Origin of the sequence: Streptomyces coeruleorubidus, assembly GCF_008705135.1 — a bacterium.
GTDB lineage: Bacteria > Actinomycetota > Actinomycetes > Streptomycetales > Streptomycetaceae > Streptomyces > Streptomyces coeruleofuscus.
Genome location: NZ_CP023694.1, coordinates 5,987,828 through 6,002,296, shown reverse-complemented (window position 1 = coordinate 6,002,296; position 14,469 = coordinate 5,987,828). Strand labels below are relative to the sequence as shown.

The 14,469-nt window shown below is 68.8% G+C and carries 13 protein-coding genes and 1 pseudogene; 2 read left to right on the top strand and 12 right to left on the bottom strand.

The annotated features are described in order from the left end of the window. Positions 1 to 373: 373 nt before the first annotated feature. Positions 374 to 1,699 (bottom strand): RNA 5'-3' helicase PhoH2, encoded by a 1,326-nt coding sequence (gene phoH2, locus CP976_RS27835; protein ID WP_086852459.1) that lies wholly within the window; start codon positions 1,697 to 1,699, stop codon positions 374 to 376. 433 nt (positions 1,700 to 2,132) lie between these two features. Continuing rightward, complete coding sequence (locus tag CP976_RS27825) at positions 2,133 to 2,906, bottom strand: isoprenyl transferase (protein ID WP_150482804.1); 774 nt, start codon at positions 2,904 to 2,906, stop codon at positions 2,133 to 2,135. Between the two features lie 793 nt (positions 2,907 to 3,699). On the opposite strand from CP976_RS27825, the gene CP976_RS27820 reads away from it, so the two are divergent. Continuing rightward, on the top strand, positions 3,700 to 4,881 hold the full coding sequence (locus tag CP976_RS27820; RefSeq protein WP_150482802.1) for a winged helix DNA-binding domain-containing protein: 1,182 nt from the start codon (positions 3,700 to 3,702) through the stop codon (positions 4,879 to 4,881). Between the two features lie 40 nt (positions 4,882 to 4,921). Here the strand turns inward: CP976_RS27820 and CP976_RS27815 are convergent. The 5 genes and pseudogenes from CP976_RS27815 to CP976_RS27795 all read right to left on the bottom strand — a co-directional run. Then, a pseudogene (locus CP976_RS27815) lies at positions 4,922 to 5,692 on the bottom strand (class I SAM-dependent methyltransferase); the annotation flags it as partial. Between the two features lie 2 nt (positions 5,693 to 5,694). Next, complete coding sequence (locus CP976_RS27810; RefSeq protein ID WP_190146885.1) at positions 5,695 to 6,150, bottom strand: GNAT family N-acetyltransferase; 456 nt, start codon at positions 6,148 to 6,150, stop codon at positions 5,695 to 5,697. A gap of 179 nt (positions 6,151 to 6,329) precedes the next feature. Continuing rightward, entirely contained in the window at positions 6,330 to 6,878 is a 549-nt protein-coding gene (locus CP976_RS27805; protein ID WP_150482801.1) for a hypothetical protein, read from the bottom strand. A 151-nt stretch (positions 6,879 to 7,029) separates the two neighbouring features. Further along, positions 7,030 to 8,079 carry a hypothetical protein gene (locus CP976_RS27800; RefSeq protein WP_150482800.1) on the bottom strand — a complete coding sequence of 350 codons (1,050 nt, stop codon included), beginning with the start codon at positions 8,077 to 8,079 and terminating at the stop codon, positions 7,030 to 7,032. Continuing rightward, positions 8,067 to 8,723: a hypothetical protein gene (locus tag CP976_RS27795; protein ID WP_150482799.1), complete on the bottom strand. Its 657-nt coding sequence runs from the start codon at positions 8,721 to 8,723 to the stop codon at positions 8,067 to 8,069. The genes CP976_RS27800 and CP976_RS27795 overlap by 13 nt, the downstream gene beginning before the upstream one ends. Positions 8,724 to 9,049: 326 nt before the next feature. Here CP976_RS27795 and CP976_RS27790 point away from each other — a divergent pair, with 326 nt between their 5' ends. Next, complete coding sequence (locus CP976_RS27790) at positions 9,050 to 9,418, top strand: DUF192 domain-containing protein (protein WP_150482798.1); 369 nt, start codon at positions 9,050 to 9,052, stop codon at positions 9,416 to 9,418. Positions 9,419 to 9,470: 52 nt separating this feature from the next. On the opposite strand, the gene CP976_RS27785 is transcribed toward CP976_RS27790, so the two are convergent. The 5 genes from CP976_RS27785 to CP976_RS27765 form a co-directional block, all read right to left on the bottom strand. Further along, positions 9,471 to 9,956: a hypothetical protein gene (locus tag CP976_RS27785; RefSeq protein WP_150482797.1), complete on the bottom strand. Its 486-nt coding sequence runs from the start codon at positions 9,954 to 9,956 to the stop codon at positions 9,471 to 9,473. After that, positions 9,956 to 10,675 carry a hypothetical protein gene (locus tag CP976_RS27780; RefSeq protein WP_150482796.1) on the bottom strand — a complete coding sequence of 240 codons (720 nt, stop codon included), beginning with the start codon at positions 10,673 to 10,675 and terminating at the stop codon, positions 9,956 to 9,958. Before CP976_RS27780 ends, CP976_RS27785 begins: the two co-directional genes overlap by 1 nt. 112 nt (positions 10,676 to 10,787) lie before the next feature. After that, positions 10,788 to 11,222 carry a hypothetical protein gene (locus CP976_RS27775; RefSeq protein ID WP_150482795.1) on the bottom strand — a complete coding sequence of 145 codons (435 nt, stop codon included), beginning with the start codon at positions 11,220 to 11,222 and terminating at the stop codon, positions 10,788 to 10,790. 61 nt (positions 11,223 to 11,283) lie between these two features. Continuing rightward, positions 11,284 to 12,015: a hypothetical protein gene (locus CP976_RS27770; RefSeq protein WP_150482794.1), complete on the bottom strand. Its 732-nt coding sequence runs from the start codon at positions 12,013 to 12,015 to the stop codon at positions 11,284 to 11,286. A 15-nt stretch (positions 12,016 to 12,030) separates the two neighbouring features. Next, the gene (locus CP976_RS27765; protein WP_229875541.1) at positions 12,031 to 14,430 is read right to left on the bottom strand and encodes a Tox-REase-5 domain-containing protein; all 2,400 of its coding nucleotides are present in this window, start codon (positions 14,428 to 14,430) and stop codon (positions 12,031 to 12,033) included. Positions 14,431 to 14,469 lie beyond the last annotated feature (39 nt).

Sequence of the window (14,469 nt, the reverse complement as noted above, 5' to 3'; positions counted from 1 at the left end):
GACGCAATCGTGCCCCTGGCACTGGCCTCCCCAACTGCGGGTCACGGGAGGCGCGGGCCCGGTGGGCAACTCCCTCACGGGAGCGCCGCGTAATGCTCGGGCGGCATACGACATCGCTATGAAGTTGAAGGTGCTCTTAGTGGTGCCGTACCGCTGGGGGTACAGGTGTGTCGTATGCGGGGCCTGACAGGAGTGAGACTCTGCCGCAACTCGACGGGGCAAGGCAATTCCCAGTTGCGTGTGAAAGCTCACATCCCGTTTGACGCGGGAGATTCACAGAAGGCCCACACACGAAGGCGCCGCCCGGCTAGGCTCTTCGCCTTTCCGGACGGCGCCAACTACTGCGTAACCGCCCCCGTTTGGGGCAGGACGGTCAGATGTGTCCGTCTTCGAGCATTTCGGTCACAAGAGCAGCGATCTGCGACCTCTCGGACCGGGTCAGGGTCACGTGCGCGAAAAGCGGATGACCCTTCAGCTTCTCGACGACGGCGACGACTCCGTCGTACCGGCCGACCCTCAGATTGTCCCGCTGCGCCACGTCATGGGTGAGAACCACCCGTGAATTGGCCCCGATACGGGACAGAACGGTAAGAAGTACGTTCCGTTCCAGCGACTGCGCCTCGTCGACGATCACGAACGCGTCGTGCAGCGAACGGCCGCGGATGTGGGTGAGCGGCAGCACCTCCAGCATCCCGCGGGCGGTGACCTCCTCGATGACCTCCCGGCTGGTGACCGCTGACAGCGTGTCGAACACCGCCTGCGCCCAGGGGCTCATCTTCTCCGCCTCGGAGCCGGGCAGATAGCCGAGCTCCTGCCCGCCCACCGCGTAGAGCGGACGGAAGACCATCACCTTCTGGTGCTGACGGCGCTCGAGCACCGCCTCCAGACCCGCGCACAGCGCCAGCGCCGACTTGCCGGTGCCGGCCCGGCCGCCCATCGACACGATCCCGACGTCCGGGTCGAGCAGCAGGTCCAGCGCGATCCGCTGCTCGGCGCTGCGGCCCTTGATGCCGAACGCCTCACGATCCCCGGGTACGACACGGATGTTGCCGTCGGGTGTGACCCGCCCGAGCGCCTTGCCGCGCTCCGACTGGATCATCAGGCCCGTGTGCACCGGCAGGTCGGCGGCCTCGGGGACGTAGACGCGCCCCTCCTCGAAGAGGATGTCCACCTGTTCGCCGGGCAGGGTCAGTTCGGACATTCCGGTCCAGCCGGAGGAGTCCGTGATGGCGAGTTCCGCGCGGTACTCCTCGGCGAGGAGCCCGACCGAGGACGCCTTGATCCTGAGCGGGAGGTCCTTCGACACGACGGTGACGTCGAACCCCTCGGCCTGAAGGTTTCGGGCGACCGCGAGGATGCGGGAGTCGTTGTCCCCCAGGCGATAGCCGCTGGGCAGCACGCTGGGGTCCGAGTGATTGAGCTCGACACGGACGGTTCCGCCGAGGTCCCCGGTCGGGATGGGGGCATCGAGGCGGCCGTACCGCACCCGGTAGTCGTCGAGCAGGCGCAGGGCCTGCCGGGCGAAGTAGCCGAGTTCGGGATGGTTCCGCTTGGCCTCCAGTTCCGTCACCACGACGATGGGAAGCACGACCTCGTGCTCGTCGAAGCGGCTCAGGGCGTTCGGGTCGGCCAGCAGGACGCTGGTGTCGAGAACGTAGGTGCGCCGGTCTGGCTTGTGGCGCTTTGTGCTGGTCACCACGGAAGGACGTACCCCCTCGGATGAGGTCGGGGAGCGACGGAGTGGAGCTGGACCGGTCGTCGGCCGCCCTGCACGGGCCGAGAACCGGCCCTCCGCCTCTTCGTCCGTGCTGTGACCGCACGATCGGGCTGGTGCAAAGGGCCTCCCGGGCGGACGGCCCCGTGCCGTCCGCTGAGATCCGACACCCGGGGATCGGGCATCGACCTGACTGGCTTATGCCCTCGAACGAGCGTCGCCATGCCACGGCATATGACGGCGGTCCGGTGAACTCCGTGTTACGCACGTCTTCGGAGGGGTACCGGGAAGGTTTGTGACCTGCGGTGACCGCGGTGCCGGGGCGGTCTGCGGGGTCCCGCGAAGTCCCACGCCCGGCGCAGTGCGCCGGAGTGCGTTTCAGCCGCCGAAGCGCTGGCGGGCGGGGGCGGGCGGTGTATCAGCCGCCGAAGCGCCGGTGGCGGGCGGCGTAGTCGCGCATGGCGCGCAGGAAGTCGACCTTGCGGAAGGCCGGCCAGAACACGTCACAGAAGTAGTACTCGGAGTGCGCGGTCTGCCAGAGCATGAATCCGGACAGCCGCTGCTCGCCGCTGGTGCGGATCACCAGGTCGGGGTCGGGCTGGTCGCTCGTGTAGAGGTGACGCCCGATCATGTCGGTGTCGACCGCCTCGGCGAGCTCCTCCATCGAGGTGCCCTTCTCCTGGGCGTCGAGCAGCATGGAGCGCACGGCGTCGGCGATCTCCTGGCGGCCGCCGTAGCCGATGGCGACGTTGACCACTATGCCGTCGACGTGCGCGGTGGTCTCCTCGGCCTCCTTCAGCACCGTCTGCATCCCGGAGGGCAGCAGATCGGGCGTGCCGACGTGGTGCACGCGCCAGCGGCCGTCGGCGGCCAGGGTGCGCACGACGTCCTCGATGATGCCGAGCAGCGGGACGAGCTCCTCCTGCGGCCGGTCGAAGTTGTCCGTGGACAGCAGCCAGAGGGTGACGACCTCGACGTCGGTCTCACTGCACCAGCCGAGGAACTCCTCGATCTTCTCGGCACCGGCCCGGTGACCGTGGACGGTGCTGGAACCGGCGGCCTTCGCCCAGCGCCGGTTGCCGTCCATGATGACGCCGATGTGCTTGGGCACCTGAGCGTGGTCCAGGTGGCCTTCCACCCGGCGTGCGTACAGCCTGACCAGCAGGCCACGCAGCTTGTCGCGCAGGTTCACGTGATCGTCAGCCCCTCCGTACGGGTCGGACAGGCCGCGGCGTGCGGCCCGGTCGTGGCCGCGGGCGGTCCCTGTCCGTGTGGCAGTCCCCGGAGGCGAAGCCTACCCTCGCTGCCGCCGTGGGCCGCCCACGGGTGCGGAACGGAGAATTCCGGCCGGTGCTTCGGACCGACTTCGGCGCACAAAAAAACGGGCCGGTCCGTGGGGGGGGAGACGGACCGGCCCGAGGGGGGGTTTCCACCATAACCCTTCGTAAGTGATGCTGCGTGCATCGGCGTGCCACAACTACTCTCCGGAGCCGCCCCACGACGCGGCGATGTCCGCGGAACCTCTCGTTCACGGCTTGCTCCTGGCCGAAACGCAGCCCCTGTGCGGTCCCTACGCAGGGGAATCGTGCGCCCTGAGGCGGGATCCGGCGGATTTGCCGCAGCTTGGGGCCCGCTCGCCGACTTGTCCCCGTATCCCCCCTACGGGTGACGCGGCCGCGAACACCCGCTTGACCCGGCACCGCTTCCGCCTCGAGGCCCTGGCACCGCGCAGCCCCCTCCACTGCGCGGTACCGCCCGCGCAGTCCTGCTTTGCTGGCGCGAATCACCTTGGTCTGAACCTACGCGAGGCACGGCATGCAGGCGAGTCACTGGCGATAACGATGTGGAAAACGGCGACGGGAGATGCGCAAGCGGGCTGTGTGAAAGGTGAGCAGGGAGGATGAGCCATGACGGTGAGCCTGGAGGGACAAGCCGGGAGGCTACTTAGGTCAGATTCTGTCCTCTTTCGGGTCTAGCGTCGGGCCATGGCGACGACCTCGATGATCACGTGGGACGCGGCGAGCGCACGGCGGGCCGAGCGGCAGTTCCTGACCGGGCCGACCGGGAGCGGGACGCCGGTCGCCGAGGTGGTCGGCGCGATGATGGGGGCGCACGCGCAGGTGCTGTCCGGGGCCGAGGTGTCGGTGGGCGTACGGACGTCCACGCTGACCCGGGCGGACGTACGGGCCGCACTCTGGGACGAACGGTCGCTGATCAAGACGTACGGCCCGCGCGGGACGGTACATCTCCTCCCGGCGCGGGAACTCCCGCTCTGGTCGGCCGCGCTGACCGCGGTCCCGAGCGGGCCGAGCCCTTTCCCGCCCGACGTACGGCTCAGCGAGGAACAGATGGCCCAGGTCGTGGCGGCGATCGGGGAAGCACTCGAGGACAGGTGCCTGACGCTCGACGAACTGACCGAGGAGATCGTCGCGCGGACGGGCCCATGGGCCGGCGACCGCGTGATGCCGGCCTTCCAGGACATGTGGCCGCGCTGGCGTCAGGTGCTGCACCGGGCGGGCTGGGCGGGCACGCTGTGCTTCGGCCCGAACCGCGGCCGGACGGCGACGTACACGCGGCCGCCGGTTGCGGGGGCGGCGGGCGGGGGGACGGACGGAGCGTTGGGGACGGACGGAGCGTTGGGGACGTTCGTACGGCGTTATCTGGGTGCGTACGGTCCGGCGACCCCGCAGCACTTCGCGAAGTGGCTGGCGGCGCCGACCGGCTGGGCCGGCACCGTGTTCCGGGAACTGGCCGCCGCGGGCGACATCGAGGAGGTCGACTTCGAGGGCACGCGGGCGTGGGTGGCCGCGGGCGACACCGAGTTCCCGGACGGCCCACCGCGAGGCGTGCGGCTGCTGCCGTACTTCGACGCTTACGTCATCGCCGGGCAACCCCGCGAACGGTTGTTCCCCGGTGCGGCCTACGAGCGTGCCCTGGCGGGCGGCCAGGCGGGCAACTACCCCGTGCTGCTGGTCGACGGTGTGGTCGCGGGCGTCTGGCACCAGCGGCGCCAGGGCCGTCGTACGACGGTCACGGTCGAGCCACTCGTCCGGCTGACGGCGCGGCAGGAACGGGAGCTGGGTGAGCAGGTGGAGCGGGTGGGTGAGGTGCTGGAGGCGAGGGCGGAGTTGGTGGTGGGCGAGGTGAAGGTGGGACCGCATGCGTGATCAGGCGTGCTGCGCGCCCCTGGTCATGTCCGGGGGGGGTTCCGGGTTTGCGCGCCTCGAAGAGGTGCCGGGTGCTGTGGGCCACGAAGGGCCCCTCGTCCCGGATCCGCCGATGCAACGCGCGGAGCTGCGGCTCGTACGCCTCGACGGTGAAGCCGGGCACCATCCACACCACCTTCCGCAGGAAGTGCACGACCGCGCCGATGTCGTGGAACTCCATGCGGAGCCGCTCCGCCCGCAGCTCGACGACGTCGAGCCCCGCGCCCTCGGCGTCGGCCCGCTCGCGCTCGGGACGGCGACCGCCGCGTACCTCGTCCGGCTGGGGACCGAGGAAGTGCTCGACGAGCTCGAAGGCGCTGCCCGGCCCCACATGCTGGGCGAAGTACGTCCCTCCGGGCTGGAGGACGCGGGCGATCTCGGCCCAGTACGGGCGGACGGGATGCCGGCTCACGACCAGGTCGAAGGCACCGTCGGCGAAGGGCAGCGGGGCGTCCTCGGGCGCGGCGACGACCGCGACCCCGCGCGGACGCAGCAGGGCGGTCGCCTTGGCCGCGTTCGGCGGCCAGCCCTCGGTGGCGACGGCGAGCGGGGGCCTCTTCGGGGCCTTGGCGAGAGCGAAGTCCAGTACTTCCCCGCCACCGGTCTGGATGTCGAGCACGGCGCTCGCCCGCCCCAGCCGCTCGGCCATCGACGTCGCATACCCCCAGGAGGGCCGCGCCTCGGTGGCCCGCCCCTCGAACCAGGAGAAGTCCCAGCCTTCGGTGGGGACGGAGGCGCCTTCGGCGACGAGGTCTTCGAAGGTGCGGTGCACGGTCACGTCAGAACGAGCAGGACGTGCTCGTCGTCTTCGTACTGGACGGTGCCGGCGGGGCGGAAGCCGTGCTTCTCGAGGAGACGTACGGAAGCGGTGTTGCCGCTGAAGGGATCGGCGTGCAGGGGCCGGTTCTGCTCCCGCTCCAGGAAGAGTTCCAGGGCGCGGGTGCCGATGCCGCGTCCCCAGTACGCGCGCCCGAGCCAGTACCCCAGGAAGCGGCGGTCCTCGTCCCACCAGGCGACGAAGCTGCCGGCGACCTCACCGTCCACGGTCACGGTCTGCACGCAGTTGGCGTCGTCGCCGAGGACCCGCAGCTTCCAGTGCGCCATGAAGGCCTCCCGCGGCCGGGGCGTGAACCTCGACCGCCGGGCTGCCTCGGGATCCTGCTCGTAGGCGCAGAACGCTTCGAGATCGTCTTCCACGACATCGCGCAGCCGCACGTCTTCGGTAGTCATGCCGATGAGTGTGGCACCGGCCACTGACAACGACACCGCGGAAGCCGTCGCACCGCCGGGGCCCACCTTGCCTCAGGGCCTGCGCCAGGGCCTTGGGCGTTGGGCGTTGGGCTCCCGGTAAGAGATTCGAGGCTTCGCTTGAGCGAGCCAAAGCTATACAGCGGTGTGGAGCCGCACGGTCATCGGTCGGACACGAGTTGGAGGACGGCCGTTCCGTCCTCCCCGGTCGCCGCCTGGATCACCACCGCGTCCGGCTGGGGACTCGGCCGCCCTGCGGTTCCGACGCCACCGCACGAGTTTCCGCTGCCGTTGCTGCGGAGGACGGTGATGCAGCCCTGCCCCGGGCCGCTCGCGCTGCCCTTGGACTGGCCGTTGCCCGACTTCACCGTGTACGCGATGGCGTTCGGGCCGACCTCGGTGACGGACAGGGTGGCCGGGCCACGCGGACCCTTGAAGGGGATCTTCACCGGCTCGGAGACCACGATCTCGCAGTTGCCGTCCGCGCAGGCCTTGATGTCTCGGCCGTCCGCGGCGGACACCGAGGGCTTGGGCGTGGGCTCGGGCCGTTTCGGGGGATCGGCCTTTGACGGCCGCTCACCAGGTGGAGACGACGACGCCTTCGCGGGCTCGTCCGAGTCGCTTCCGCAGCCGGCCGCCGCCGTCAGGGCGATCAGTGCGGCGAGTACGACACCGCTTCTGCGCAGTCCGCGTGGTTTCGTCCCGGCCATGTGTTCCCCCGTGTGCTGTGCTCCGGCGTGCGTGCCTCGGTTCCGGTGTTCGGCAGGCAGTATTCCCTCGAGTCGCTGTCGTCACGCGCCGACGGCCGCGATACCTCATCGGCGAGCTGGGCCGAAGGCATTGGGTGGGGCCTGAAAACCCTTAACGGTTGACTGACTGGATCTCCTGGACAACGACATCCTGGTCAGCGCCGAACGTCCCGTCGGGCAGGAGTCGTTGACCTTGGACACCAGTCCCTGTCCAGTGGATTTTCCAGGTGATGGTTGCCCTGAGTTTGTACGAGCCGTCACCGGATGAACGCGAATATCTCACTCCACACGGTGGAGTCTGGTCAGCCTTGCCCTTTGCGTACGGTTCGCCGATCGAGCCATCCGCATTGATCCGGCACTCGCCCGAGGCGGGATAGGTGACGGCGTCAGCCGTGCCCGGCTCGATCTTCAGAGAGACCGGTTCGGCGGTGGTCGTCGCCTGGATGTCCAGCAACGGGACGCTGGCCGTCACGGACACCGGCTTGAACTTCGCCGCATCCAGCCACGCCCAGGTCGGCAGGTTCACCTTCGTGGTTTGCTGAGGCGCGAGTTCGACCGTGGTCGAAGGGACCCGGATCTCGGCGTACGCGAGCTGGGCGAGTATCTCGGGCGTGATGGCCTCGGGGACGTCCGCGGGCGGCGGGTCGCCGTTGTCCACCCAGAAAATCGGCTTGGTGCAGTCGAGCGAGCCCGGGGCACCGACCTGACTCTCGGGGACATAGGCGTCCCACCAGTAACCTTCACCGGACTTGTCCTTGTTGAAGTCCTTGTACGGATGTCCGTTGACGTACCGGTCACGCTGCTGCGCGTCCCACTGGTACCCCGTCGACTCCGACTCCCAGACGGGCTCCATGGTTTTCTGGAGTTGCTCAGGCGTGTACTTGGGAGCGTAGTAGCACGGGGGTGGGGTCCATGAACTGGTGGACGTGACACCCCCCGCGGACTCACCCGAGCCGTTTTTCGAACGGTCAAAGACGATCACGCCGCCGGCCGACGACGCGAGCGTGTCGCCCTTCACGGACCCCGAGGGCTTCGACGTGCTCGTATCGCTTTCGGTGGTGCCGTCGGGAGTGACTTTGGCCCAGGCACTCGGTGTGCCCAGAACTACAAAGGCCGTGGCCAGGACGAGGCCTCCGAACGCTCTCCGTCTCACTTCAGGCATTGCTTCGCTCCTGCAGTCGAAACGATGCGGGCGGTCTGCCAAACGCCGTCGCTGTTCTTCTCCAGCCGCGTGTTGTAAAGGATGAAGTCCTCATCGGAGGGCGTGGTGACCTTGGGCTTGTTCGTCTTGAGGTCCTTGGCGTAGCCCTTGCTCTCGTCGGCGCAGAACACGACGGAGGCCGCCTTGCTGCCATCGAGTGTCACGGTCCGGTCGTAGTACCGGATGGTGCCCGTGATGCCGAGATCGGCCTTCTTGAACTTGTCCACCCAGATCGCGGCCGCCTCCAACGCCCTGCCGGTGTTGTAGAAGTTCAGCGCCTTCGCCTCGGGGTCCGTTCCCGCGATCGCCGCGTTGACCGAGCGCATACGGTCGGCGTTGTCCGCGAGTACGGCGTCCTTGACGGCGTCACCTGTCTTGCCGCCTTCGAAGGTCATGGTCAGGTCGGACGGCAGCTTGATCTCCGGGCGGCCGGCGGCCTGCTGGGCCGATGCGCTGGGCGAGGCGGTGCCGGCACCGGTATCGGCTCCCGCGATCTTGTCGTTGTCCTTGCCCTCGGAGCTGTCATCGCTCCCGCACGCGGACAGCGTCAGGGCCGCAGCGGCGGTCAGCGTGAGCGCTGCGAGGAGGGTGGGGCGGCGGTTCACGGTCGGCTCCCGTTAAGAGGCGAGGCTTCTCTTGAGCGAACCAAAGCTATACAGCGGTGTGGAGCCGCACCAGAGTGAAGGTTGTCAACTCACGGGGCTGTATGGGGAGGAATCGGCGTTTCGCCGACCAGTTCAAGCCGTAACGGTTGCATAACGCGCCAATCCGTCCGTCAGGTGTGACGGCACACAGGGCATTTCACTCAGGAACCAGCAAAGGGCATGGGCCCGTGGACCCATGTGAGGCCTACGCCCCTATGGATACCTTCGGGTTCGTACAGCCGTTGGCAAGTGGCAAGTAGCAGGTGGCGCGGTCGGAGGGGGCCCGTATGGGGCGGCGTTGGCGGGACGGGCGCGGGGAAATGGTCGTGCATGGGGGTGGTGAAGGGCCGCCTGTCACTGTTCCTTTGGAGATCGCCACCTCCTATCGCGCCCGGACGAAGGGGCTGTTGGGACGGGACTCCGTCGACGGGGTGATCCTCCTCTCCCCCGCCAACAGCGTTCACACCTTTCGTATGCGCATACCGATCGATGTCGCCTATCTCGATCGGCACCTTCGCGTCATCGCCGTGCGGACCATGCGGCCGGGGCGGTTGGGGATGCCGCGGCTGCGTGCCCGGCATGTGGTGGAGGCGGAGGCAGGGGTGATGGCGGGTTGGGGGGTACGGGAGGGTGCGCTGGTCGAGGTCGTCACGTAGTAGACGGCCGGCCGGTCCGGATCTGAGGTCATGACGAGCGGCGACGGCGCCACTACCTGTCACCCTTTTTGCGGGCGATCTCCGGCAGGTCACTGACACGGAGGTGCGGGAGTTGGGCGACCGCGGACTCGACCGCGTCGATCGTGTACACGGGAGGTTCGTCGTCCGACGCATACAGCCGGGCGCGGACTGACTCTCCTGACGAGGTCGCCAGCCAGTAAGCCGACGGAAGGTCCTCCTCGGCCGGATACAGAACGGGAACGCCCAACGCCATGGCCAGGCGCCGAGCGAGTTCCGGCTCAGCCGGTGCCTCATTGACCAGGGCGTCCTCCACGTAGATGTCGAGTTCCAACGACAGGTCGCCGCGCAGCCCGAGGTAGCCGCACAGAACGGGTGCGGTCCAGTCGCGTCGGCTCTGGTCACCGTCCCGGTCGGCCACGTCGATGTCGGCGCCTTCGGTCCTCACCGCCTCCGCCAGGGCCTCGGCGAGCGACCTGGGCGAAACCGGCGGCCCGACCAAGAGGACGTCATAGATCATCAGCGGGTCCCGTCGCTCCACCGGTCGAAGAGCACGCCCAGTGCCGCTTCCGCGTTCTCCCAACTCGCCGGACCGTCCGGCTTCACCGACAGGCGCCGCAGTGCCGCCCCGGCCGCTGGACCGCCCATCGAGCCCAGCAGTTCAATGGCCGAGTCGGCACCGATGTCCTCGGTCACGCAACGCTCGGCCAGGCCCACTGCCCAGTCGGCGAAGCGGCCCGGGTCAGGATCGAGAGTCAGCCAGCGGAAGACGGAGTCGGCGATGTCGTCCCGCAGTGACGGGATCATGGCCAGCATCGCCGCTTCGACGTGCCGTACGACGTGCCGTTGCAGCGGATAGAGCTGCGGTCGGCTCCGCCATGCGCGGGCCAGCTCGTCCACACCGGACCATGTCACGTCGCTCGTGCGGGGCATGCTCTTGGCTACGGCCCAGTGGAACTCCTCCCACACGTGCCACAACAGGCCGGGCGACGGCGGCTGAGGTACATGCGGAGTCAGTTCCGGGTCGTCCAGGAGCACGGTCACCACCCGCCGGGCTTCCGCCAGCCGCTCGTCGGTGCGAGGCAGTTCCGCGATCCGCCTCCAGTCGGCCTCGTCCCAGGGCTCGGGCAGGGACCGCAGCGCGCGGGGCAGGACGTAGTCGCCCTCCGGTTCGCGCCACCGTGCCACCTGTGGGTCCCACGTCTCCTCCGCATTCGGCTCCGTATCGGACTCGCTCACCCCTGCCCTCCCGCCACATCTGGTCTCCGCCGTCCGGTCCGTCGACGCCCCGGTACGCCTTGGTGCTCTCTTGGTGGGAGCAACGCCGCGATGGAAGTGCCCCGTGGGCGTCCTAGTCGGGGAACCCCTCATCGGAACCGGTCACCCCGGCGAACAGCACGACCGGCTCCTCTTTGTCCTCATGGCCGACGCTCGCAGCGACCAGACGGTCGCCGACCCGCCAGTACAGGAGGTCGCCGAAGTATCCGCTCTCGCACAGCTCCCGGAAGAAGGGCGGGAGGTCGTCGTCGTCCGGGTCCAGGAATGCGTTGGCGTAGTCCTCCATGGACATGGACCCGTGCGGGCCCCACCGGGCGTCCAACGCCGCTGCCAGGTCTTTCAGCTCCGCCTCGAACTCCTCGCTGGTCCGCATGAGTTCGTCCCAGTCGTCGTTCGGCGGGGCGAAGTCCCGGCTCTCGTGCAGGGTCACGAGGTGGTAGGCGTCGCCGCCGGTCAGGGGGCGGGCCAGGAGTTCGTCGATGCGGGCGATGTACTGCTGCACGCTCATCGAGGGGCACTCACTGTTTCGTCGTTCACCGAGATCTTGAACCGCTCACCGACCCGCACCGTCACAGCTTCGCCTCCGTGGCCGGAACCGGCAGGGGGTCCAGAGCACCGGTCCCGGCAAGCGTCTTGTGAGCGGCGAGCACCGCCTGGGTGGACGGCGTTCCGCCGGAGCTGTCCGCGATCTCCAGAACGACTCCGCCGTGCCTGGCTGGCATGCGCCGGAGAGCAGAGAAGTCGTCCGGGACGCGCGCGGCGCGGCTCTCCGACAGGTACACCGCCCACCCCGCGCGCGGGTGGGAGGCCCGCAGGCCATAGGCCGACCTGAGCTCGTTGTACAGCGGCCGGTCGTAAGTCAGCCCATGGTCCGCATCCCACACGTCCGCCAGAAGCGCCAGCACGTCGGTGAACCGGCCCGTCAGGGGTACGGCCGCCGAACCGGACGCGGGGAACAGGTGCACCACCGCCGTGAACGGGGAGTATTCGTTCGAGCCTCCCGCGATCACCCTGGCCCGCAGGTATGCGCCGTCCGGCTGAGTGGCCACGACGTTGGCTGTGTAGCCGAGGATGTCCCGGTCGTCCTGTGTGTTGGCCGCCTCCAGTGCCGCCGCGAAATCCTTGGATTCCACGGGTACGAGCTGCCCTGGGCCGGAATCCTCCTCCCAGCGCCACTCGGCCAGCGCCCCCTCCGACAGCTCCGACAGCCCGGTCAGGAGCTCCAGCCACCGCTGAGCCAATTGCAGAGGTGTCTCCGACCTGGGACCCCAGGAGACCTTCACGACCACTTCGCCCGACATACGCGCTCCTCTTTCCTACTTCTCCGCCGGGATGTGCTTGACCACTACGTCCAGGTCGGCGTCGTCGAACGCCTTCTGTGCCGCCTCGGCCACCCGTTTGTTGGAGAAGTTCCATTCGACGGGCTTGCCGTTCGCAGCCCGCAGCTGGCGCTGCGCCTGCTCGATGAATTTGTCCGCCTGGGCCTTCTGAAGAGTCCCGTCCTTGCCGACCTTCTTGCCGTATCCGAACTTCGCCTCTATGTAAGTCTGCCGTGACGAGTCCCAGCCATCGAAGTCGACGTCCCTGCCTGTCCTCGGATCCTTGACAGCGTATTCCTTGCCCCGCTTCACATTGGTGACCTGCTCCTGGTAGCGCATCCAGCGCTCCATGCTCGGCCAGTACGCCACGGCCTTCTTGGCCTTCCACTGGCCGTCACCGCCGTCCTTGGAGCCCTTTCGCGGGTTCTTCAGGTCGTTGTACCAGGACGGCTTCTTCCACTTGGCGACCTTCTTGCGGCTTTCTTCCTTCTTCGCCTCCTTCTCGGCCTCCTCGGCCTCCTCGGCCTGCTTGCGGGCTTCCTCCGCCTGTTTCTTGGCCTCCTCGTCGCAGCCGCCTTCGGCCAGTACGACATAGGGGGCGCGGGACCCGCCGGCGGCGAGGACCGTGGTGCCGCTGCCGGCGGACCCGGTCAGGCCCGGGATGTCGCCGTACGGGACACGGCGGCCGGGAGCAGAGGCAATGGTGCAGCCGGATTTCCTCGCCCTCTCCTCGGCCGCGTCCGCCGCCTCGTCGGCCTCCTTCGCCGCCTTCGCCGCGGCGTCGGCGTCACCGGCCTTGGCCGCTTTCTTGGCGTCCTCCGCCGCCTTCGCGGCTTTCTCAGTGAGCTTGCCGACTTTGCCGAGCTTGCCCAGCTTGCCGAGTTTCTGGACGATCTTGGCTTCGCCGTAGCCGGGGATGAAGAGCGAGCCGACGTTCCAGACGACGTTGGTGACCGCGCGGGTTTTCTCGCCGTTGTTCCACTGGTCGCGGACCTCGTCGCCCACGAACGTGTCGTCCAGGACCTTGACACCCGTGTTCCACGACGCGCCGCCCCAGTCGGTGAGGGCGTCGAAGTAGTCGCCGTTCTCCCACTTCTCGCCTGCGTCCTTGGAGTCCTCGGACCACTGGTCGCCCAGCGAGCTGCCGTAGTCCTTCAGGCCCTCCCACGCCTCACCCGGGTTGGTGACCGTGTCCCAGATGCCCGTGACGTCACCCCAGATGCCGTCGACGAACAGGCCCTGCCCCACCTGCTTGAACTGGTCCCCAACACAGCCGAAGAAGGCCCCGACGCCGGAGGTGCAGCCGTCGTCGCCGCCGTCGTCGCCACTGTCGTCAGCGGCCTGCTCGTCCTCCTCCCATCCAGGCTCGCCCTCAGCTGCGTCGTTCTTCTCCTCGTCGGTCTCCTCGGGGTACGAGACGGTGGTGTCCTCGCGGCCCTGCGAGGCGGAGCGGTTGTCGACGCCCTCCTCACCGATCTGGCCGCCCGAGCCGGATCCGGGGGTGTCCTGGCCTCCGGAATCGGCTCCGCCGGGCCCGTTCCCGCCGGCGCCGCCGTTCCCGGTATCGCCGTTGCCTGTGTCGTCGCCGTTGCCTGTGTCGTCGCTCCCGGTGCCGCCGTCAGCGGATCCGCCGTTCTCGGCGCCTTGGCCGGCCTCGTCCTGGCCGCCCTGGCCCTGACCCTGGCCGGCTGCGTCTTCACCGTCGGTCCCGTCCGCGCCGTCGCCGGCCTGAACCTCCTCCCCGCCGTTTCCCCCCTCCGACGGGCACGACGTTCCGGTGACCTTGCACACGGCCGACTGGATGCCGGTGAAGATTTGCGTCCCGAGACCGCCGACCAGCAGCGCGACAATGATCGCCGCGACCACGGCCACCAGCCCCGCGTACTCCACCGCCGTCTGGCCCTCGTCCCGGCGCCAGCGGATCATCCGGGCCAGGGAGAAGGGGCGGCGTTCGGCCCTGGCCGACTCGGGGAGGCGGTACCAGTCGCGGCTGTCCCCGCGGGTGAGGAAGTAGAGGATCAGCGAGGGGAGGAAGAGCTGGGTGTAGCCGCGCGGTGATCCGTCGGTGATGTTGGATATCGAGCCGAGGATCAGCCAGACCTGTACGGCGATCAGCCCGACCCTGATCCTGGCTCCGCCCTCCCAGGTACGCCGGGCCAACCACCAGCCGACTGCTCCTGGGGCGGCGGCGTAGGCGGTCAAGGCGAGTACTCCGCCGTCCAGGGCGTCGTACGAGGCCGCGGTGAGCAGGAGGCCGAGGCCACCGACGACCGTGACCGCGAAGAGGGTGTGGACGAGGACCAGCGCGGCCGCGAGCGAGCCCGGCATGTCCCTCCGCCGGCCAGGCCCCGACGGCCACCCGGCCCCGAACTCCGGCGCTCCCCCGATCGAGGCCATGTCCCCCCACCTTCGCTCTACGACACGGCCCGAGGGTAG